Raw genomic sequence first — 20,737 nt, 5'->3', positions numbered from 1 at the left:
GCCATGGTAGCTCTCAAACGCTTCCGGGTGACCGGCCCGTCCTTCGCCGATCTCGTTCCTTATGCCGGCCTGGTCGACAATGGTGTCCTCCTCCTGAAGGACGGAAGCCTGATGGCAGGCTGGTACTTCGCTGGCCCGGACTCCGAAAGCGCGACCGACCTCGAGCGCAACGAGCTGTCGAGGCAGATCAATGCCGTTCTGTCTCGGCTCGGAAGCGGCTGGATGATCCAGGTCGAGGCCATCCGTATTCCGACAGTCGACTATCCATCAGAAGATCGATGCCATTTCCCCGACCCGGTAACCCTCGCAATCGATGCCGAGCGTCGGGCGCATTTCGCGCGCGAGCAGGGGCATTTCGAGAGCAAGCATGCGCTAATCCTGACCTACCGGCCCCTCGAGTCCAAGAAGACTGCTCTCAGCAAATACATCTATTCGGACGAGGAAAGTCGGAAGAAGTCCTACGCGGACACGGTGCTATTCGTGTTCAAGAACGCGGTGCGAGAGCTTGAGCAGTATTTTGCCAACACTCTTTCGATCCGGCGAATGGAAACCCGCGAAACGGTCGAAAGGGGAGGGGAGCGAATCGCCCGATACGACGAGCTGCTGCAGTTCGCGCGGTTCTGCACCACCGGGGAAAGCCATCCAATCCGGCTTCCCGATGTTCCCATGTATCTCGACTGGATCGCCACTGCGGAGCTTGAGCACGGACTGACGCCAAAGGTCGAAAACCGTTTCCTCGGCGTCGTTGCGATCGACGGTCTGCCGGCCGAAAGCTGGCCCGGTATTCTGAACAGCCTAGACCTGATGCCGCTGACCTATCGGTGGTCATCGCGTTTCATTTTCCTTGATGCCGAGGAGGCCCGGCAAAAGCTCGAACGCACCCGCAAGAAGTGGCAGCAAAAGGTCCGGCCGTTCTTCGACCAGATATTCCAGACACAAAGCCGGTCAGTGGATCAGGACGCCATGAGCATGGTGGTCGAGACTGAGGATGCGATCGCGCAGGCCTCGTCGCAGCTGGTTGCTTATGGCTATTACACGCCAGTCGTCGTGCTGTTCGACAGCGATCGCGAGGCACTCCAGGAGAAAGCGGAAGCGGTCCGCCGGCTGATCCAGGCGGAAGGTTTCGGGGCGCGGATTGAAACGCTCAACGCCACTGACGCCTATCTCGGCAGCCTGCCGGGCAACTGGTATTGCAACATCCGTGAGCCGCTGATCAACACCAGCAATCTCGCCGACTTGATCCCGCTGAACTCGGTCTGGTCCGGAAGCCCGATCTCCCCATGCCCGTTTTACCCACCGAATGCCCCGCCCTTGATGCAGGTTGCGAGCGGATCGACGGCGTTCCGTCTGAACCTGCATGTCGATGATGTCGGCCACACACTGATCTTCGGTCCGACCGGTTCGGGTAAGTCGACGCTTCTGGCTCTGATCGCTGCGCAGTTTCGCCGGTACGAAAATGCGCAGATCTTCGCCTTTGACAAAGGCAGTTCACTTCTGCCCCTGACGCTCGCAGCCGGCGGCGATCACTATGAGATCGGCGGCGACAATGCCGAAGAGGGGAGGGCGTTGGCCTTTTGCCCATTGTCCGAACTTAAAAGTGATGCCGACCGGGCTTGGGCGACGGAATGGATCGAGATGCTGGTCGGCCTGCAGGGCGTCACCATCACCCCAGATCATCGCAACGCCATCTCTCGGCAGATCGGCCTGATGGCGAGTGCATCCGGTCGCTCGCTCTCGGATTTCGTCAGTGGCGTGCAGCTTCGCGAGATCAAGGACGCGCTGCATCACTATACCGTCGATGGCCCAATGGGCCAGCTCCTCGATGCGGAAGAAGACGGCCTCACACTCGGCGCCTTCCAGACCTTCGAGATCGAGCAGCTGATGAATATGGGCGAGCGCAATCTCGTGCCAGTGCTCACCTACCTGTTCCGCCGGATCGAAAAACGTTTGGATGGGTCGCCGAGCCTGATCGTGCTCGACGAGGCGTGGCTGATGCTCGGCCACCCTGTATTCCGCGACAAGATTCGCGAGTGGCTCAAGGTGCTCCGCAAGGCGAATTGCGCCGTCGTTCTCGCGACCCAATCAATCTCCGATGCAGAACGATCCGGGATTATCGACGTGCTGAAGGAATCCTGCCCTACCAAGATTTGCCTTCCGAACGGCGCCGCCCGCGAGTCTGGGACGCGTGAATTCTACGAGCGCATCGGCTTCAACGAGCGGCAGATCGAGATCGTCGCTACCGCCATGCCGAAGCGCGAATACTACGTCGCCACGTCAGAAGGCCGGCGGCTCTTCAACATGTCGCTTGGGCCAGTCGCGCTGAGCTTTGTCGGCGCGTCGGGCAAAGAGGACCTCAAACGCATCCGCGCACTGAAATCCGAACATGGCCGCGACTGGCCGATCCACTGGCTTGAAACGAGAGGAGTTCACGATGCCGCATCGCTACTCAAGTACGTATAGATGGTTTGCATGCCTAGCGGCCGCCACGCTCACGATCGTAACCGCAGGTCCGGTGCAAGCCGGGACAGCCACCGGCGCTGCGACGGAATGGACGCAGCTCGCCAACAATGCGCAGCTCGTAGATCTCATGAAAAGCTCCGGCATCCAGGTCGACAATCAGCTGACTCAGATCAGCCAGCTTGCAGAGCAGATCCAGAACCAGCTGAAGATCTACGAGAACATGGTGCAAAACACTGCGCAGCTTCCTGACCATGTCTGGGGTCAGGTCGAAAGCGATCTCAACCAGCTGCGCAGCATCGTCGACCAGGGACAGGGCATCGCCTTTTCGATGGGGAATGCGGATGACGTTCTTCAGCAGCGGTTTCAGAGTTATGCCGATCTCAAGACGAATTTGCCTGACAACGCGACGTTCTCCTCGACCTACCAGTCCTGGTCGAACACCAACCGCGACACGATCGCCAGCTCGCTGAAAGCGGCGAGCCTCACGGCCGACCAGTTCGATAGCGAGGAAGACACGATGTCCTCGCTGCGGTCGATGTCCGAAACAGCTGACGGGCAGATGAAGGCTCTGCAGGTCGGGCACGAGATCGCAGCGCAACAGGTCGCACAAATGCAGAAGCTTCGCGGTCTCGTCTCCCAACAGATGACAATGATGGGAACCTGGCTTCAGACGGAACAGACCGACAAAGACCTGGCGCAGGCGCGGCGGGAAAAGTTCTTCAACGCCGAGGTCAAAAGCGTTCCGGAAGGCCAGAAAATGGAACCGCGATGGTGAGCCGCTCCGTTCTGATTGCCTTGCTGTTGGCTGTCGCCGCTGCATCGTCTGCAGCGACAGTGCTGATCGTCAATTCCCGAAACACCGGAATACCTGCGCTCACCGAGGAGCAGCGCGCCGTCCGGGAAAAATTCTTCGGCTCCGACAAGGATCTGCCGCCGATCAAGGAAGGCCAGGAGATGCGCCCGAGATGGTGAATGTAACTGTTGCGCGTTCTTTCCTGATTACAGGTCTCTTTTTCCTCGCCTATGCTGTTCCCGCATTCGCGCAGGAGGGGCAGGTCCTCACGGAACTGGAAAATCAGGTCTCCTCCGCTGCGAAGGGGTGGGAGACCACCATCATGGAGGCGGCGAAATCCCTATTCTGGATTCTCGCAACGATCGAGATCGGAATTGCGGCCGTCTGGCTGGCGATCCAATCGGCCTCGCTGGACAGCTGGTTCGCCGAACTGGTGCGGCGGATCATGTTCATCGGGTTCTTCGCATTCGTTCTGAGCCAAGGTCCGACCTTTGCGCGAGCGGTGGTTGATAGTCTTTTCCAGATTGGCGCCGGTGCTGGTTCAGCGTCGCCCGCGGAAGTGTTCGATGCAGGCATCCGGGTCGCCTCGCAGATGTCGGAGCAGGCACAGTTCGGGGTGTTCGAAGACAATGCGCTTGCGATCGCGGCGGTGTTGGCGATGGGCATCGTCGTTATCTGCTTCTCACTGGTCGCAGCGATTTTCGTGTCGGTCATGGTTGAGATGTATGTCGGCCTGCTCGCCGGCATGATCATGCTCGGACTGGGCGGCTCTTCCTTCACGAAGGACTTTGCCATTCGCTACCTCGTCTATGCCTTCGGCGTCGGCATGAAGCTGATGGCCTTAGTGATGATCGCCAAGATCGGATCGAACGTCCTGCTTGGCCTTGCCCAAGCGCCCACCGCGTCGTCCGATCAGTTCGTCACGACCTTGGCCATCGCCGGTATCTCCGTCGTCGTCTTCATCATCGCGATGTATGTCCCGAACATCATCCAGGGCGTTGTCCAGGGCGCATCGGTGTCCGGAGGAATGGAAGCGATCCGCCACGGCGGGCAAGTGGCGTCTTTTGCGGCCGGTGCTGGCTTCCTCGCCACCGGCGCTGCCGGCGCGGGATTTGCTGCGGCCCAAGCAGCACGAGCTGGCGGTTCATCCGTTGCAGGTGCTGCTCTTCGCGGCGTGGGCGCGAGCTTCTCTTCCGGCGCGCAAGCAGCCGGAGCTGCCGCGAAGGAAAAGGCAATTGGCTCTCCCGGCGCTTATGCCGGGTCCATTCTCGGACTGGCCAATGCGAAGCTCGATGAACAGCGCGCCGGTCATAGCGGACCGAAACCTCCTCCCGAACGCAACGACAAACCATAATCGAGACAAGGGAAGAATAAATGGCAGCGAACCGCGCCCCGGAAAACCCGTATCTCGCCGCCCGCCAGGAATGGAGCGAACGCTATGGCTCCTATGTGAAGGCCGCAGCCGCATGGCGCATTGTTGGTGTCCTCAGCCTGGTCATGGCCGTCATCGGCTTCAGCTACGCGATGTATCTGAGCACGCAAGTGAGGCTCGTGCCTTACATCGTCGAGGTCGACAAGCTCGGAACCGCAGTCACGGCAGGCTTTCCGGAGCAGATCGAGTATGCCGATGTCCGCGTGGTGCGCGCCACACTCGGTAACTTCGTCACGAGCTTTCGCTCGATCACGCCGGATGCGGTGGTGCAGAAGCAATATATCGACCGCACCTATGCGCTTCTTCGCACCTCCGACCCGTCGACGGAGAAGGTCAACGCCTGGTTCCGAGGCAATTCTCCGTTCGAGAAGGCGAAGACTTCGGCGGTTGCCATCGAGGTCAACAACATCGTGGCGCTCTCGAACCAGACCTATCAGATCGACTGGACGGAATACGAGCGGGACCGCAAGGGCAAGGAAACCGGCACGCGGCGGTTCCGCGGGATCGCAACGGTGACGCTCACCGCGCCACAGGATGAGGCGACGATCCGCCTCAATCCGATCGGCCTCTACGTCCGAGATTTTGACTGGACGGCACAGCTTTAAGGGCAGGGATTCTTTCAATGAAAAAAACGGGATTGATCGCAGCCGCCGGCTGCATAGCCGGACTCTTGCTTGCGGCGGGCGCGCAGGCGCAAAGCATGACGAGCAACGAGGTGAAGGGAACAAATCTTTCCAGGAAGTGGCGTGGCACGCCGGGACTGGTCACGACAGGTCCGGACGGAAAGGTGATCTTCCTGTTCGGCGAAACGCAACCTTCCGTCGTCTGCTCGCCGCTTCAGGTCTGCGACATCGAACTTCAGGGTGGCGAGATCGTTCGCGACGTCCTCGTCGGCGACACCGTGCGCTGGAAGGTGGAGCCTGCCACTTCGGGGGCCGCAGGCGGACAGGCCATCCATCTGATCGTCAAACCGTCGGAGCCAGGCCTTCTCACCTCGATGGTCGTGACCACATCACGGCGCACCTATCATATCCAGCTCAAGTCCCATCCCAGCCAGTACATGGCCCGCATTGGTTTCGAATATCCGGAAGACGTGTCGACCAAGCTCGCCGACATCAACGCCCGTCTCGAAACCGGCGGCATTCCTGGCACCGCGCCGGACAAGCTGAACTTTTCCTATTCAATCAGCGGCGGTGCTTCGTGGAAACCGAAGCGGGTCTATTCGGACGGGGTGAAGACCTACATCCAGTTCCCGAAATCGATCTCCGGACAAGACGCGCCGGTGCTCTTCGTCGTCTCCGGCGGTCAAAATCGTATCGTCAATTACCGGATGAAGAACGACATGATGACTATCGACTATGCGATCGACAGGGCAATCCTCGTTTCCGGAGTCGGTTGGCGGCAGCAGAAGATTACCCTTCGGCGGGGAGGCTGAACCATGCGGAAGCTATTCGCATTCTTCATCGCGGTCGCGCTGCTCTCCAGCTGCCAAACGGCCGACGACGCGCTCACCACCAGCTCGACCCCTGTGGCCGTCACCGGACCGGCTGCAAGCGCCATCGCCGGCGACATGGCAAGTCGTCTGGCTGAACAGATCGGCCCGGCAGGGGCTACGACCACGATCAAAATGGAGACGGACCCGTCAGAGTTCGCGACCGCCCTTAAGGCGGCCCTGAAAGGGTGGGGCTACACGGTCGTCACGGACGGCAAAGTCGCCAAAGACGTCAAGCCGGTCGAGCTTGCTTATGCAATCGAGGGCTTCGACGGAGAGGTGCTAGTGCAGGTCACGACGCCTTCCATCGCTCTTGGCCGCGCTTACACGCCGACGGCGGCCGGCGCGACGCCGGCCAGTCCCCTTTCGATCATGCAGCGCAACTGACGGAGTTTAATATGGTCCAGTCGCTCCAGCTTGGCACCTCCAGCCAAGCCGACGATCACCAGGGCATGCGGCGGCTCAACCGCCTGCCGATCATCGTCGCCATTATTTTCATCGTGCTGTTCGTCGGCGTCGTTGTGATTGGTCTGTCGCTGCGCGGGCTTTCCTTCAATCGTGGCGACATCGAGAGCGCTTCCAACAGCCCTGCGACCAGTTTCGGCGACCAGCTTAAGCGGGGTGTCACGGACGGCATTATCGGTGACCCAGAAAAGCAGGAGGTGTTTCAGCCAACACCCCTCGTCATGGAGAAAGAGGAAAAGCACGGGCCGGTCGTCGAGCGCCGACCAGAGGAGCGACAAGACCGTCGACAAAGGCTCGAATCCGAAGAGGAGTGGAAGGCTCGGCTGAAGCGAGAGCAGGATGAGCAATACATCCGGGAAGCGCAGCGCCAGCGAATGGCGCGTCTTCAGGCTCGTTCCACGGCGCTCGATTCGCCGCTGAAGGTCGACATGTCCGATGTCGAGAAATCCGCAAACTCCACCAACGACACCAGCCGTCAGCCGACAAATGTCGCAGCAAACAGTGCATCAGACCTTTTTGCCGGCGCCATGAAATCCGGCCTGATGGGCCTGAACGTCGATCAGAACGGGCAGACCTCGAAAGAAGATTTCTTCAATCAGGACATCAAGGATCTCGGCTACCTGCCGAACCAGGTCGTGCGGCAAATCTCGCCCTACGAATTGAAGCGCGGCTCAGTCATTCCCGCCACCTTGATCACAGGCCTTAATTCCGATCTACCAGGGCGCATTACCGCTCAGGTCAGCCAGAATGTCTTCGACAGCACGACCGGCTATTGGCTTCTGATCCCACAGGGTGCAAAGCTCTTTGGCCGCTACGACTCCAAAGTGTTATTCGGCCAGGAACGTGTTCTCGTCGTCTGGACGGACCTCATTTTCCCGAATGGGTCTACCCTTCAAATCGGCGGCATGGCTGGCACGGACGCCGAAGGATATGGGGGCTTCGAGGATAAGGTCGACCGCCATCTCTGGAGGACTTTCGGTTCGGCGGCGCTGGTGGCAATCATCGGGACCGGGATCGATATGTCGATGCCCGAAAGTTCGACGCTGGCGACGCAGGACACCGCCTCGGATGCAGCACAGCGAAAATTTGCCGAATCATTCGGTCGAGTAGCGGAAGAGACGATCTCGAAGAATCTGAACGTTCCGCCGACGGTTCGGATCCGGCCGGGCTACAAGTTCAACGTCATGGTCGATCAGGATATTGTTTTTCCATCTGTCTATGGCGACCGCTAACCAGTTAAGGACCTCATATTTTCGATTGTAGCTGAACGTCGCAAGTGCATTCCGCGCTGCGGCGCAGGTGTGACTAAAAATCTCTACAAAAATCATCTTCTTTAGATCAGAAAGAGTTGAATACTTGGCAGAGGTCAATAGACCTAAGCGATGCAACGAACGTGGATCTGCTACGCGTAGAAGCAACTGCCGTATCGTCCAATATCCCATGTGGTTCCGGCTGGCCGAACGGTGGCAACCGGTACCTCGCGGCGTCAGAACGGCGCGACGAGTGGGAGGCTTGCACTGTCGAAAAAGGAGAAATGTTAGTGGACGGTGACCTTCGCTCTCTCATCGATATGACAGAAGCTGCGCATGATGAGCGTATGATCAAAAGTGCTTTGAAGACATTTGCGCACGCATGCGGCCTCGACCGTTTTGCTTATCTGCAAACTGAGGGTTTGGAAATCCGCACATTCAACACCTATCCGGAGGAATGGCAGGGCGTTTATCTCGAAGGCCAGTATTCCCGAATCGACCCGGTCGTTACTGAAGCCAAGCGTCGCATGGAGATGTTTTCCTGGACGGCCGACGATTGGCCCGCTCGTGGAACCTCCGAACTCAGGCGCTTTCGGGACCAGGCGATCGACTACGGCATTCGGAGTGGGGTGACAATCCCCGTCGAAGGCAGTTTCGGCTCCACGATGATGCTGACGTTTGCATCCTCAGCCCAAACGGCAGACGTTTCAAAACTGCAGGATTCGCAAAAAGCGATCCGGGCGGTTCTGGCGATCCACTACCGCCTGAAGATCATCGCTGCGACGACGATTGTGGCCCCGAAACGGTTGCTTTCACCAAGAGAAGCAATGTGCCTCATGTGGGCGGCAAAGGGCAAAAGCGCTCCGGAAACTGCAATGTTGACAGGGATCAATCCGAGGACAGTGCAGCACTATCTCGATAAAGCGCGCGAAAAGCTCGAAGCGGCAACCGTTCCGCAACTTGTCGCAATTGCTAAAGATCACGGTTTGGTTTGACCGTCATTCATGTTATCGAGTGGAACCTCGGGGACGTAGCCTAACGCATCGATGATTTCCGAAAGTTCTTCTTGCTGGACTTCGGATTTCCTTTGGCGCGCGACATACTCCTCCTGCAGGCTCTTGAGCACGTCGGCGGAGATTGATGGGTCTTCCGTCGCGCGAGTCCATTCCTGATAGACAGCTTCGTCGGCGGCGATCAGGCGGCGGTGTTCGAGAATTGCCGAGACAGCCAACGCCTCCAGCTCCGACTGTTGCATCGAGCTGAAGCGCGATTTTCTATCCGTTTCTCGACCATTTGCATCGGATGAGCTCGCTTTGTTCACCCGCTTCTCCCAAAATTTCATTCTCTCACCAAGTGGCGCCGCGAAGGTTCGCCTACATCAAATGGGACACCGTTACATCCGAAATCTCTGAGTTGAAAAAAGCGCTGATGCTTATGTCGACAACCAAACCCATTACCCGCCTCGCATTGGCGGGCATTTGCGGCAAAGACTTTTACATACTTTAGTTGATAAACTCCCAGTGTGTAAACGGCGATCTTTCGGCGCATGGACATGCGCAAACTGGTCGGCTCGAATTTCGCCCGCCTGCGTCGGGAGAAAGGCCTGACACAGGAAGAGGTCGAGGCGCGTTCTGGTTTCAGCCAACAATATCTTAGTAGCCTCGAGCGAGGTCGGCGCAACCCTACTGTGATTACGCTTTATGAACTGGCTCAAGCCTTGGATGTCAGCCACATCGAATTAGTTCGACCGATTGGTGAGACCCGAGTTGGTCCGCAAGCACGCGCATAATCTCGCAGGCAACAGCCTCAATCCGCCCGGAGACAACGAGAAATCGTCGGAGCTAGCTTCCGGCATTGAGATTTGTGCACCCATCGTATATATTCTCCCTAAGGAGAATAATTATGAGTAACGCTCTTCGTGAATACACCCCCGCCGAAGCTGCAGCCGTCAGCGAGATCGCTGTGAAGGCGGTACACAATGCCATCGACAAACGCATCCTCTCAAATCGACTGTCCCGCACTTCTGGCCGAGCGCTCACCGACGAAGATCTGCTTCGTTTGAAACTCTGGTACGGTGTCGGCTCGATCCTTTCAGCAGAGCGTCGCAAGCGTTTGTTCGATACGATTGACCAGAACCCCCATGCAGATACTGTGAGGGCCGACGACTATCTGATCGTTGATGTCGCGAGAGCGAGGGAGCACTTGGCCGCGCGCGGGGAAGCGCTTAGGGAAGCTGACAAGATCATCCATAGCGTGAAAGGCCTGGTTGGCGGCGAGCCGGTCTTCAAAGGTACGCGCGTTCCGGTCCGAACAATCGCTGCAATGAAACTGCAAGGCGCTGCCACGGACGAGATCGTCGAAGGCTATCCGGCTCTCACCGCGCGCATGGTGGACCTCGCCGAAATCTGGGTAGCGGCTCATCCTGCCCGTGGGCGGCCACGAAAGTTGTCGGAACAGGGATTGAAAGTAAAGTCGGTGAAGCGCTTGCCTCTGGGAAAGGCCGGTACCGAAAAGCCCTCGGGCACGGTTTCGTGAAGTTTCTCGTCGATGAATGCCTTCACACATCGCTCGTGGCCGTGGCTCGAGATTACGGCCACGATTGCTTTCACGTTAATTGGCTAGGCCTGAGCGGAGAGACCGACTGGGATCTAATGCCACGGATCGTCGCGGAAGATTTTACCTTCGTGACGAACAACGCTCGTGACTTCAGGAAACTGTATGCGAGAGAGGCCCTGCATGCGGGCTTGGTAATCATCGTTCCGCAAGTTCTGCCGGGACAGCAGCGGGAATTGTTCGCGTTCGTTCTGCAGGAACTCGCCTGTTCTCCGGACCTAGTGAACGAGGTGATCGAGATCGAGATCGAAGAGCACGAGGTCCTGCTGACGCGTTATGCGCTGCCAGAGTGAAGGTCAATTCCCGCCTATGGGCGGTTTGATTGGAATTCCCGCTCACCCAACGCCTCCATCGTCCCTTTTTCTCGGCAGGACGGGGCTTGGACATATGTCGATTTCAGAGCTGCAGGCTCTGCGGTGCGATTAAACCGACAAGGCCTTTGAAAAGGAGTATGATGACCAGTGTGCGAAAACGAACCATCGCCCAATCATCTTCAATCCCCAGATTGTTCCGCACTGGCAATGGTTTAGTCGACTTATGTCGAAACCGCACAGACTGCCTGTGCGTGTGGCCAACCCCGGTTTCGCGCCGTAGTTTCAGCAAACAATCTGGCGTTTGGTAATACCCAGGCTCCGCGGATGGAGCCGCCATGACGAGCTTCGAACAGTCCAAGATTTATAACACCCTCCTGAGGACCGTCAGTCCGCAAAGCTTCGCTCGCCTCGTCGACGAAATGGAGCGGGTGGACCTGCCCGTAAGATACGTGTTGGTCGAAGACGGCGTCGCGCCGGATTCATCGAGTCCGGATTGGGTTCAGTCGTCGCGACGAGTTCTGACGGCGAGTCCATCGAGGTCGGACACGTCGGACGGGAAGGCGCGTCAGGCATGCACGTCATGCTCGCGGTTCCGGCGACGCCGGGGCGAACCTTCATGCAAGTCTCCGGCTCGGGTATTCGAGTGCCCATCGGCGTTTTCACCGATGCCGTTGCGTCGGACGCCGAGACTCGCGACTTCGTTCTCCGTTACGTCCACACGACCGTTCTGCAACTCGCCCATTCGGCACTCGCTAACGCCCGATACAGCATGCAGGAACGCCTCGCCCGCTGGATTCTGATGTGTCATGACCGCCTCGATGGCGACGATCTTCCTGTGACCCATGAGTTCCTGTCGCTGATGCTCGGTGTTCGGCGCTCAGGAGTGACTGATCAGCTTCATATTCTTGAAGGCCGGCATGCGGTTCGATCAACGCGCGGAAACCTCCGAGTTCTCAGCCGGCAGAAGCTTCTCGACATCGCCGGTGGCTGCTACGGCGTTCCGGAGCGGGAATATGAAAAGGTGCTTGGCCTGCCGTTGCGGATGAAGTAGCTCAAGCAATCGGCTTAATTGCGTCCTTGAATGGCAGCGTCAGCAACAATACGCGGATTGGGAAGATGGATTCTAAGCACTCGTACGGTGCGACCAACTCGAAAAATAGCCGCATTTCTTGTCTGCTCGCGAATGGCTGCAACGCTATTGCTGACCACCAATGCGAGATAGATCGACCCTTATCCCCGCAGTGCCAATTTTCTTTTCGTCCGAAGGTTCTGCCTCTGTCTGCGGCGGAGCCCCGGCATCCACTGTACCTGCCTCCGATTTATCGGCCCGCGCTTGCTTTTGATTGGCGAGTGCCCCGCCGGGGTCTTCCGCCTGAAACACGCTCACGCCCTCGAACTCACCACTCTTCCATGCGTAAATCGCATCCTCGAAAATCTGTGGGAAGACGTCTTTGTTCGTGGGGTTGCCATACCATTTCGCAACGATCCTGTGGACCTTGGCGAACATTGCCGTGCCTTTGCGGAGGTTCTGGCATGCATCGACAAGGTCCGGTTTCAGATCCGCCGGTTCCTTGACGCCAACGCCTGCGGGAAACTGTGTCAGGCCGACGCGGACGACCGCCTGACCAGCATATTGGCGCACGATCGCCATCGCCTCGTCTGCCGTTCTGGCTTTCGGCACGAGGATCAGTCGGCCGCCCGATTTGACGGTGACGGCGAGGGGATCATCCGAGCCCGCTGCCATCACGAATTGCTCGACGATCGCGAGCTCGAGGGAAGGGTCGGCACATTCTTTGATCAGGGCGGCGTCGAGCATAGGGCCTCCTTGGCGCCTCAGGTGTTGAAGGCGGTAACAAGCGGTTTTGCGAAGAGCCTCGCCCAGGCGGTGGTAGCGGCGCGCTGGATGGAGACAATCGATGTCCCTGTGGTCCACCAGCCGTTTCCCACGGCAACGACAAAATCCGGATCGTGGAGCATGGACTGGAGGATCGGCCAAACGATCAGTTGCTCGTAGCAGATCAGTGGCGCTGCCCGGCCGGCACCGATGGAGACGGCCGGGTTCGCAAAAAAATCCGCCCTGGCACCGCCACTCTCCCCGAACAAGAAACGCCACGGCTGCCACATCGAGCCGGGAACTGGCATGCGTTCGCGATAGAGGATGCTGCTTCCGCCCTTCCTGTCGATCGCGACGAGGACATTGTCGTAGCCGGTGGCATCGAGCACCGTTGCGCCGGCGATGACCGTCGCAGCCCCGCCGCGGAGGGCGCCTGTCCAAACCCTCTCGACGGTCGGCGTCCAGAAACCGAGCGCACTTTCGGGCAGCGCTACGAAACGGGCGCTATCGTTGGCCGCGCCACGCACCGTTGCGATCATGTCACGCTGCCGTTGAAGACCGGCTTCACGACCAAGCGAAACGCCCAACTCCAGATCGACGCCACGCCAGCCTTCCGGTAGTTTCGGGTCGGTCCAGGTAGCGGCGGACCACAGCCAAAGGCCTGCGAAGGTGATGGCGACAGCTGGCCATATTCGGGTTACGAGGCCCGCAAGGCCAGCTGTGATCAAGCTCAGTCCCCACCACCCCCATCCCGGAAACAACACGCCGGCGGCGGTGACGGGATGCGCCCAACCTGTGATGCCGAACGGCGGGATGGCCATAATCACGGCCCCGAGGAGATAGCGGAACGGACGAGTGCCAGTTTTCTTCGTCCAGAGGACGGCATGCACGATGACAAAGCTTATGGACGCACATAGCCAGAGCAACAAGCCCGGCCAGATATCGAACGAGTAAAAGGCGGCCACGCCTTGGGGCAAACCACGTGATGCGGCCAGGAAATATCCGGCGGAGACAAGTGCCGCCACTGATCTCGTTCGCGCGATCGACCAAAGAACCGGAAACCCCAGCGCGATGGGTAGAAACAACGCATGGCCGCTCCAGCCCACCACGCCGATCCCGATCGAACCGAATATCAGCAGCGCCGGCCGAAGGTAATCACGGCACATAGGTGAGGACCTCCTGCGCCAAGCCGCGAATGCCGGAGATCGGCACCGGGCCAAAATATCGGGAGTCATAGGAGCCGGGGAATGCTGAATGCAGGAAGACATATCCTGGCGGTACGATGCCGCTCGGAAAGGGCGTCAATGGCCGGCCTTTTCCATCTCGTAGTGCGAGACTGGAAGAGGAAACCCCCCGCCCATCCACGCTCACGCTGACGCCGATTTCGGCATGCTGTCCTGCAACGGCGATCACTGTCTTGATCAACGGTGCAACACCGCCCCGGCAGGAACCAGAACGGAGATAGCCTCGTGCCCTCGCTTCCCGCATCGCCGCCGTTTCCGGTGGGCAGATGAACAGGAGGTCGCCAACTGCGGCAGGTCGATGAAGCGGGATAATGCGCCACAGGCCGAGTGGCTCGCTCAGTGTCAGATTGATGCGGTAGCCGCCGGCGACGGCAGTCACCACCAGCAGGATGGCGGCCACCGCCGCCATCGATAGAACCGCCATGGCTCGTCGTTGCTGCGTGGTCATCGACCGGCTGGTTGCAGCCCGGGTCATTTCAGCGAGAGCCCTTGGCTCTTCGTCTGACGCATCGTCTCAGCCTGCTTGAGCGCTTCCGTCGTTCGTTCATGAGAGCCAAGTTGCTGGACTGTCCGCATGGAGTTCCACGCGGACTGGACCTCCGCCTTCTGGTCGGCCGTCATTCCTGCTGTGACTGTCTCAAAAGTCTTGCCATCAGTGTCTTTCGCAGCCAAAGGCAGGAAGGTCCGTTCCCCGAAACGTTCGGAAACCGCCTTGGCGAAACCTTCGAGTTCTGCCTTCACCATTTTGTCGGCAAGCGCGTATTCGAGGCCGGCCGGAAGATCGTTGCGATCGATCGCATCGCGCACGCGTTCGAGCGTTTGCTTGGCGGCTGGAGAGAGCGCCGGAATGTCGACCGAAACCTTGAGCCGGACCGCGCGCTCCTCCGTCTCATGTTTGAATTCGGCCTCGGCCCGCTCACGAAGGTAACGTTCAAGATTTCGGGCGAGCGCCGGCACATTGGCGAGCGCTTTTTCCCGGTCCTGCTTGTCGCCACGGCTGGCGAGAACACCGGTTTTGCCCTTCAGCGCGCCAAAGCTCTCTGGCTCGCCGGCAATCCTTGCCAGGGTGGACTGCGCGACCGACTGGTCCTTCAACATGGTATCGACATTGATCGCCTTGAAGGCAGCTTCCGGCTGCGCGTAGACGAGCTGGAAGCGGGTCGAGACGTCCTCCCATTGCTTCTTGAGGCCGGGATCGGCGGCCAGCTTGTCCTCAACAGCGTGATCGAGCGATTTCGGGAAGGTGGTGATGCCTGATACCATGGGCTTGGCCCCCTTGATCGTGTTCGGGATGGAGTGTTTGTTGCTGCCGCGGGCCAGCCCGAGCGCTGTGCTGATGGCCGCAAGACGGGCGCCGAGGTCGGCGAGTTTCTGTTTTTGGCGGACGGCCCAGTGGATACGATCGTGTGCGATCGTGCGGGCGACGTTGACAAGATGAAGGCCCCGCGCTTCCGCGAAGCGCAGCGCTTGGCCGTAGAACGACGCCTTCTCGTAATCGAGCGTCGTTTCCTTGGCGTTCCGGCGCGACAGGATCGGAATGAGGCCACCGGATTTCGCGAAGGAGCGTCTGCCGTAGTAGACGGCGAGATCCTCGCGATGGCGCGTCATAGCCACATAGGTGAGATGCTTGTCCAATGAAAGGGAAGCAAGCACCTTCACCCGGTCGACGGTCGCACCCTGGCTCTTGTGGATGGTCGTCGCATAGCCGTGGTCGAGATTGTTGTAGAAGCGCTGCTCGACCGTGACCTGCCGGCGGTGCTCGCCGTCACCAACCTCGGCAACAATCCGGCCAGGAGCGGATTCAAGCACCTTTGCGAGCATGCCATTCTTGACGCCAAGGCTGCCCTCGTTCTTGAGGAACACAACCTGGTCGCCGGTCGCGAACATGCGGGTTCCGTCCTCTGTCTTGAACGCAAATCCGTCTGCGACGACGCCGCGTTCGACCAGCTTGGCGCGCGCCATATCGTTAAGCATTCGGACGTCGCGGCGAAGGTGTGCGAGGATCAGGCTGGTCTTCGAAAGGTCGTAGTCCCGGTCCCAAGCTGCGATCAGGCTTTCGACGGCCTCGTCCTTCAGTCTCAAACCAATCATTCGACCATGGGCGGTGTAGGCATCGACAGCCTTGCGGACATTGCCACGCGCGAGATCGAGCGAGGCGTCGCGCATCCATTGCTGGCGCTGACGATAGATCGTCTCGAGTTCGGCATAGCCGATGCGATCGGCGATCGCACGGAAGGCGGCGCCCGCTTCGATCGGTTGAAGCTGTTCCGGATCGCCGACAAGCACGAGTTTGGCGCCGGCCCTGGTGACGGCTTCGACAAAGAGCGCCATCTGCCGTGACGACACCATGCCGGCCTCGTCGAGTACGAAGACCGTCTTGTCGTCGAGCTGATTGCGGCCCTGGTTCCAGCGAAGCTCCCACGACGACAGAGTGCGGGAAACGATGCCAGCTTCCTTCTCCAAACCTTCGGCGGCTTTGCCAGCCAACGCTCCGCCGACCACTCGATAGCCGGCCGCTTCCCACGCCTCGCGCGCCGCCTTCATCATCGTCGTCTTGCCGGCGCCGGCGCGGCCAATGATAGCGGCAATCCGCGTGGCCCTGGCGACATGCTCGATCGCCGTTCGCTGCTCATCCGACAGACGGGAATGGCGCGCAAAGGTCGTCTGCAGGACCTCCTCACGGACGCCATGGGAGGCGCGACCGGAGAGCCAGATCGCGCGATTGGCCATCTCGGCTTCAAGCCGGACCATGTCGCGCGTGGTGTACTTCGCGGGAGTCCGAATACCTGTCGCAAAGTCGATCCGCTCGCGTTCGAGCCGGAGCGCTTCCGGACTTTGCAGAATGCGGACCATCAGACTTTGGAACAGAGCGGCGTCGTCGATATAGCGATACAACACCTTCGCAACATCGCGTTCGTCGAAGACGCTCTTCTCCCGCGTGATCAGGTCGAGCACGATCTCCGGACGGCGCTCGATGCGGCGGGCGTTCTCGCTGCGGCGCTCCCCCTGAAGCTCGATGCGTTCGAGTTTGGGAGCCGACGCCTGCGTCTTGTGGTCGGATTGCTCGGCCTTGCGCTCGATGGCTTTGGCGCCGACGCCGAGGTGAATGGTTGGCTCGAGGTCAATACCCTGCTTTTCGAAGGAACGGCCATCGATGTGGATCTCGAGGCCGGCAAGCGCCAGATGTTTGTTCTGGCAGGCAAACCAGCCGTCGCGAAACGCATTAAAATCCTCAGTGCTACCGGCCCACAGCTGATAGACGAGCTTGCCGGCGTCATTGCGGACCGGCTTGCCGTCCGGGCCGAGGAGCGCAATCTTCTTCGAACCAAAGCCATCTTCGGTTAGCGGGCGCAACGTGGTCATGAGGTGGACGTGAGGATTGCCGGGGGCGTCGTGATAGACCCAGTCCGCGACCATGCCCTGCGCGGTGATGTGGCCCGCCACAAAGTCGCGCATGAGCGCGATGTTCTGCTCGGCCGTCAGCTCGAGCGGCAGGGCGATGGTGACGTCCTTTGCGAGCTGCGCGTCGGATCGCTTTTCGAACGTCTCAACCTTGTTCCAGAAGGCTTCGGATGCTCCGGCGACCGAACGATCGGCTATCATGCTGCACACCCATTCCGGCGCGTCGGCAGGGATCACGAACTCCTCATGCAGGAGCCCTTGCTTGCGGGTGTAGTCGATCGTCCGGGCTTCCCGCTCGAACTCCATCTTAGCGCAGTGCCGGTAGGCCGCCGACAGCACGGCACTGCGGCCGGAGCCGCGAGCGACGATGCTGACAGAGAAGTGAGGGACGGCCACGGCGAAGTTCTTCCCGGTTGCGAACGAAATCAATAGGTTCGTCGGGAACGGGAGGCCTGACCAGGCCTCAAGCAAGGACGTCGCGCCAGCGACGTATAATTGCGCCCTTGGAAGCCGCTCCTTCGGAACGGCCGGGATCATTCCCGAAAGCATCGCCCTTGGCGATTGTAGGATTCACAGTAGTGCGTTCCGCACTCCGGTCCGAAAAACTGGGTTCGAAAGGCAAGCTTTCGCACCCAGGGAGACAGACGGAAATGAAGAAGCCATCCGCGAAACTTCGCGACGAAATCGCCAAGCTGCAGGAACAGCTCAAGATCGCCGAGACCCGGGAAGCGGAACGCATCGGCCGGATCGCGCTCAAGGCGGGCCTTGGCGAGATCGAGATCGACGAGGCGGAGCTTCAGGCAGCGTTTGAGCAACTGACCAAGCGATTTGGCGGAGGGCAGGGCGCTACGGCCGGAAAAGAAAGGGGAGGGGCAGCCGTCGTCTCGCAGCAAACCGCGCCGGTCACGTCTGGCGCGGGCGCGGGCAGCGCTGGCGAGGCTTGAACGCATGGCGAGGACGATGACATCCGACGCCCGCAAGAAGGACACGCGAGAAAAGATCGAGCTCGGCGGACTGATCGTCAAGGCCGGTCTGCGCTACGAGAAGCGAGCGCTGTTGCTGGGCGCGCTGGTCGATGCAGCGCGCCGCATCAAGAGTGACGATACCGAGCGATCCAGGCTCACGGCAATCGGCGTGGAGGCCTTCGGCAATGACGATCAATAGGATTGCGCTCGTCGTCATGCCAGGGACGTTGATGATCCTGGTCGTCATCGGGATGACAGGGGTAGAGCAGTGGCTTTCCGGTTTTGGCAAGACCGAGGCCGCGCGACTGGCATGGGGGCGGGCGGGCATCGCATTGCCCTATGTGGCCAGTGCGGCGATCGGAATTCTGTTGCTGTTTTCGAGCGCCGGTTCGATCAATATCAAGCAGGCAGGTTGGGGCGTCGTCGCGGGATGCAGTGGGACGATCTTGATCGCAGCCATTCGCGAAACAATGCGCCTTTCCTCTTTCATGAAAACGGTACCCGCCGACAAGACGGTCTTGGCCTTTCTCGATCCAGCAACGTCGATCGGAGCGAGTGCGGCGCTATTATGTGCCTGCTTCGCACTCCGCGTCGCGCTCATCGGCAATGCGGCATTCGCAAGGGCCGAGCCGAAGCGCATTCAGGGCAAGCGGGCGCTCCATGGCGAAGCGGATTGGATGAAGCTCACAGAGGCGGCAAAGTTGTTTCCCGATGTTGGTGGCATCGTCATCGGCGAGCGCTATCGGGTCGACAAGGACAGTGTCGGGAGCCAAGCGTTTCGCGCCGACAGCGCTGAGACCTGGGGCGCCGGTGGCAAGTCGCCGTTGCTGTGCTTCGATGGCTCGTTCGGCTCGTCGCACGGGATCGTCTTTGCCGGCTCCGGCGGTTTCAAGACGACGTCGGTGACGATCCCGACGGCACTGAAATGGGGCGGCACGCTGATCGTGCTCGATCCATCGAACGAGGTCGCACCGATGGTCTCCGGGCATCGGGGCCGAGCGGGAAGGGACGTGTTCCTTCTCGATCCGAGGAAGCCTGACATCGGTTTTAACGTCCTGGATTGGGTCGGTCGTTTCGGCGGAACCAAGGAAGAGGATATTGCCTCGATCGCCTCATGGATCATGAGCGACAGCGGCGGCGTGCGTGGTGTCCGTGATGACTTCTTTCGCGCATCGGCGCTGCAACTGCTGACGGCACTCATCGCCGATGTCTGCCTTTCCGGTCACACGGATGAAAAAGACCAGACACTTCGGCAGGTACGCATGAACCTCTCGGAGCCGGAACCGACATTACGCAAGCGGCTGCAAGACATCTACGACAATTCGGGCTCGGATTTCGTGAAGGAAAACGTCGCAGCCTTCGTCAACATGACGCCGGAAACCTTCTCTGGCGTCTACGCCAACGCGGTCAAGGAGACGCACTGGCTTTCCTATCCGAACTATGCCGCCCTCGTGTCGGGAAAGAAATTCTCGACCAGCGATATAGCGGCCGGCAATACGGACGTCTTCATCAACATCGACCTCAAGACCTTGGAGACCCATTCCGGTCTTGCGCGGGTCATCATCGGCTCGTTTCTCAATGCGATCTACAATCGCGACGGACAGATCAAGGGGCGCGCCCTGTTTCTCCTCGATGAGGTCGCCCGCCTAGGCTACATGCGGATCATAGAGACCGCGCGCGATGCCGGTCGCAAATACGGCATCGCGCTGACGATGATCTATCAGTCGATCGGCCAGATGCGCGAAACTTATGGCGGCCGCGATGCGGCAAGCAAGTGGTTCGAGAGTGCCAGCTGGATTTCGTTTGCCGCGATCAACGATCCAGAGACCGCCGATTACATCTCCCGACGCTGCGGCATGACCACGGTCGAGATTGACCAGGTGAGCCGCAGTTTTCAGGCAAAGGGATCGTCGCGAACGCGATCGAAACAGCTCGCTGCTCGACCATTGATCCAACCTCATGAAGTTCTGCGCATGCGGGCGGATGAGCAGATCGTGTTCACCGCAGGAAACGCACCGCTCAGGTGCGGACGAGCTATCTGGTTCAGGCGCGACGACATGAAGGCCTGCGTCGGCACGAACAGGTTTCACATGGTCGGGGATACGCCAAGGCCCGCATGATCCAAGCCGGCGCGCGGTGCAACCGAGCAAGGCTGATCCAGAAAAAAAGAAGAGTATCGGAGAAATCAGCATAGCGACGCCCGGCGGGCGGGATTTCGGGAACTCTCGTTGCGCGACGGGAGGAAAGCAGGGCAGCCGCAGGAGCCTCAACATAGTGGTCCGAAGGGGAGGCGGGATCGACTGCTCCCCGCCCCTCGCGCACCATTTTGCCGGCCACACCGCAGCCCGGAGCCAAGCTCCTCCGTAAACGCAGATGAAACCGGGTCCGACATAGGCTGAGGCGAAACGAGGGGATCGGATAGTGGCGAAATCAAATGTGGTTCCGTTCAGAAAGCCGCCGAAGGCCGGAGGCG

General features: G+C 59.7%; 20 protein-coding genes and 1 pseudogene. 16 read left to right on the top strand and 5 right to left on the bottom strand.

Features of this window, described 5'->3' with window-relative positions:
* Window positions 1-3 precede the first annotated feature (3 nt).
* From NE851_RS07840 to NE851_RS07800, 9 genes are all read left to right on the top strand, one after another.
* Window positions 4-2,460: a conjugal transfer protein TrbE gene (locus NE851_RS07840; protein ID WP_164015671.1), complete on the top strand. Its 2,457-nt coding sequence runs from the start codon at window positions 4-6 to the stop codon at window positions 2,458-2,460.
* Window positions 2,432-3,235: a P-type conjugative transfer protein TrbJ gene (trbJ, locus tag NE851_RS07835; protein WP_128408799.1), complete on the top strand. Its 804-nt coding sequence runs from the start codon at window positions 2,432-2,434 to the stop codon at window positions 3,233-3,235. Before NE851_RS07840 ends, trbJ begins: the two co-directional genes overlap by 29 nt.
* On the top strand, window positions 3,232-3,432 hold the full coding sequence (gene trbK, locus NE851_RS07830; RefSeq protein WP_128408800.1) for an entry exclusion protein TrbK: 201 nt from the start codon (window positions 3,232-3,234) through the stop codon (window positions 3,430-3,432). The genes trbJ and trbK overlap by 4 nt, the downstream gene beginning before the upstream one ends.
* Window positions 3,426-4,607 (top strand): P-type conjugative transfer protein TrbL, encoded by a 1,182-nt coding sequence (gene trbL, locus NE851_RS07825; protein WP_254956963.1) that lies wholly within the window; start codon window positions 3,426-3,428, stop codon window positions 4,605-4,607. The genes trbK and trbL overlap by 7 nt, the downstream gene beginning before the upstream one ends.
* A 20-nt stretch (window positions 4,608-4,627) precedes the next feature.
* Window positions 4,628-5,290, top strand: a complete 663-nt coding sequence (locus tag NE851_RS07820) for a conjugal transfer protein TrbF (protein ID WP_254956961.1) — start codon at window positions 4,628-4,630, stop codon at window positions 5,288-5,290.
* A 17-nt stretch (window positions 5,291-5,307) separates the two neighbouring features.
* The gene (gene trbG / locus NE851_RS07815; RefSeq protein WP_128408803.1) at window positions 5,308-6,120 is read left to right on the top strand and encodes a P-type conjugative transfer protein TrbG; all 813 of its coding nucleotides are present in this window, start codon (window positions 5,308-5,310) and stop codon (window positions 6,118-6,120) included.
* 3 nt (window positions 6,121-6,123) lie between these two features.
* On the top strand, window positions 6,124-6,564 hold the full coding sequence (gene trbH, locus NE851_RS07810; protein WP_128408804.1) for a conjugal transfer protein TrbH: 441 nt from the start codon (window positions 6,124-6,126) through the stop codon (window positions 6,562-6,564).
* Between the two features lie 11 nt (window positions 6,565-6,575).
* Window positions 6,576-7,874: an IncP-type conjugal transfer protein TrbI gene (gene trbI / locus NE851_RS07805; protein ID WP_254956957.1), complete on the top strand. Its 1,299-nt coding sequence runs from the start codon at window positions 6,576-6,578 to the stop codon at window positions 7,872-7,874.
* Between the two features lie 308 nt (window positions 7,875-8,182).
* A complete protein-coding gene (locus NE851_RS07800; protein ID WP_128408806.1) occupies window positions 8,183-8,887 on the top strand; it encodes an autoinducer binding domain-containing protein in 705 nt (234 codons plus the stop codon).
* On the opposite strand, the gene NE851_RS07795 is transcribed toward NE851_RS07800, so the two are convergent.
* On the bottom strand, window positions 8,872-9,213 hold the full coding sequence (locus NE851_RS07795) for a transcriptional repressor TraM (protein WP_128408807.1): 342 nt from the start codon (window positions 9,211-9,213) through the stop codon (window positions 8,872-8,874). The two genes, NE851_RS07800 and NE851_RS07795, sit on opposite strands and share 16 nt — an antisense overlap.
* A gap of 225 nt (window positions 9,214-9,438) precedes the next feature.
* Between NE851_RS07795 and NE851_RS07790 the strand changes: the two genes are divergently transcribed.
* The 4 genes and pseudogenes from NE851_RS07790 to NE851_RS07775 all read left to right on the top strand — a co-directional run bounded on the left by NE851_RS07790 (window position 9,439) and on the right by NE851_RS07775 (window position 11,870).
* The gene (locus NE851_RS07790) at window positions 9,439-9,681 is read left to right on the top strand and encodes a helix-turn-helix domain-containing protein (protein ID WP_128408808.1); all 243 of its coding nucleotides are present in this window, start codon (window positions 9,439-9,441) and stop codon (window positions 9,679-9,681) included.
* A gap of 113 nt (window positions 9,682-9,794) precedes the next feature.
* Entirely contained in the window at window positions 9,795-10,427 is a 633-nt protein-coding gene (locus NE851_RS07785) for a DUF433 domain-containing protein (protein ID WP_128408809.1), read from the top strand.
* A complete protein-coding gene (locus NE851_RS07780) occupies window positions 10,424-10,798 on the top strand; it encodes a DUF5615 family PIN-like protein (protein WP_128408810.1) in 375 nt (124 codons plus the stop codon). Before NE851_RS07785 ends, NE851_RS07780 begins: the two co-directional genes overlap by 4 nt.
* A gap of 356 nt (window positions 10,799-11,154) precedes the next feature.
* A pseudogene (locus tag NE851_RS07775) lies at window positions 11,155-11,870 on the top strand (Crp/Fnr family transcriptional regulator).
* Window positions 11,871-12,014: 144 nt separating this feature from the next.
* Here the strand turns inward: NE851_RS07775 and NE851_RS07770 are convergent.
* From NE851_RS07770 to traA, 4 genes are read right to left on the bottom strand one after another with little or no spacing between them, the layout of a single operon-like run.
* On the bottom strand, window positions 12,015-12,635 hold the full coding sequence (locus NE851_RS07770) for a TraH family protein (RefSeq protein WP_128408811.1): 621 nt from the start codon (window positions 12,633-12,635) through the stop codon (window positions 12,015-12,017).
* A 17-nt stretch (window positions 12,636-12,652) separates the two neighbouring features.
* The gene (locus tag NE851_RS07765) at window positions 12,653-13,819 is read right to left on the bottom strand and encodes a conjugal transfer protein TraB (protein WP_128408812.1); all 1,167 of its coding nucleotides are present in this window, start codon (window positions 13,817-13,819) and stop codon (window positions 12,653-12,655) included.
* On the bottom strand, window positions 13,809-14,321 hold the full coding sequence (gene traF, locus NE851_RS07760) for a conjugative transfer signal peptidase TraF (protein WP_245458277.1): 513 nt from the start codon (window positions 14,319-14,321) through the stop codon (window positions 13,809-13,811). The genes NE851_RS07765 and traF overlap by 11 nt, the downstream gene beginning before the upstream one ends.
* Before the next feature lie 47 nt (window positions 14,322-14,368).
* Window positions 14,369-17,695 (bottom strand): Ti-type conjugative transfer relaxase TraA, encoded by a 3,327-nt coding sequence (gene traA, locus NE851_RS07755; protein ID WP_254956948.1) that lies wholly within the window; start codon window positions 17,693-17,695, stop codon window positions 14,369-14,371.
* A 254-nt stretch (window positions 17,696-17,949) separates the two neighbouring features.
* On the opposite strand from traA, the gene traC reads away from it, so the two are divergent.
* The 3 genes from traC to traG are packed head-to-tail and all read left to right on the top strand — an operon-like array spanning window position 17,950 to window position 20,384.
* Window positions 17,950-18,243: a conjugal transfer protein TraC gene (gene traC / locus NE851_RS07750; RefSeq protein WP_128409207.1), complete on the top strand. Its 294-nt coding sequence runs from the start codon at window positions 17,950-17,952 to the stop codon at window positions 18,241-18,243.
* A gap of 4 nt (window positions 18,244-18,247) precedes the next feature.
* Window positions 18,248-18,463, top strand: a complete 216-nt coding sequence (traD, locus tag NE851_RS07745) for a type IV conjugative transfer system coupling protein TraD (protein WP_011654561.1) — start codon at window positions 18,248-18,250, stop codon at window positions 18,461-18,463.
* The gene (gene traG, locus NE851_RS07740; protein ID WP_128409206.1) at window positions 18,450-20,384 is read left to right on the top strand and encodes a Ti-type conjugative transfer system protein TraG; all 1,935 of its coding nucleotides are present in this window, start codon (window positions 18,450-18,452) and stop codon (window positions 20,382-20,384) included. The genes traD and traG overlap by 14 nt, the downstream gene beginning before the upstream one ends.
* The last annotated feature ends 353 nt before the right edge of the window (window positions 20,385-20,737 follow it).

It is taken from the genome of Rhizobium anhuiense bv. trifolii (genome assembly GCF_024346605.1).
Taxonomy (GTDB): domain Bacteria; phylum Pseudomonadota; class Alphaproteobacteria; order Rhizobiales; family Rhizobiaceae; genus Rhizobium; species Rhizobium anhuiense.
This window is presented reverse-complemented; position numbering and strand designations above follow the sequence as displayed.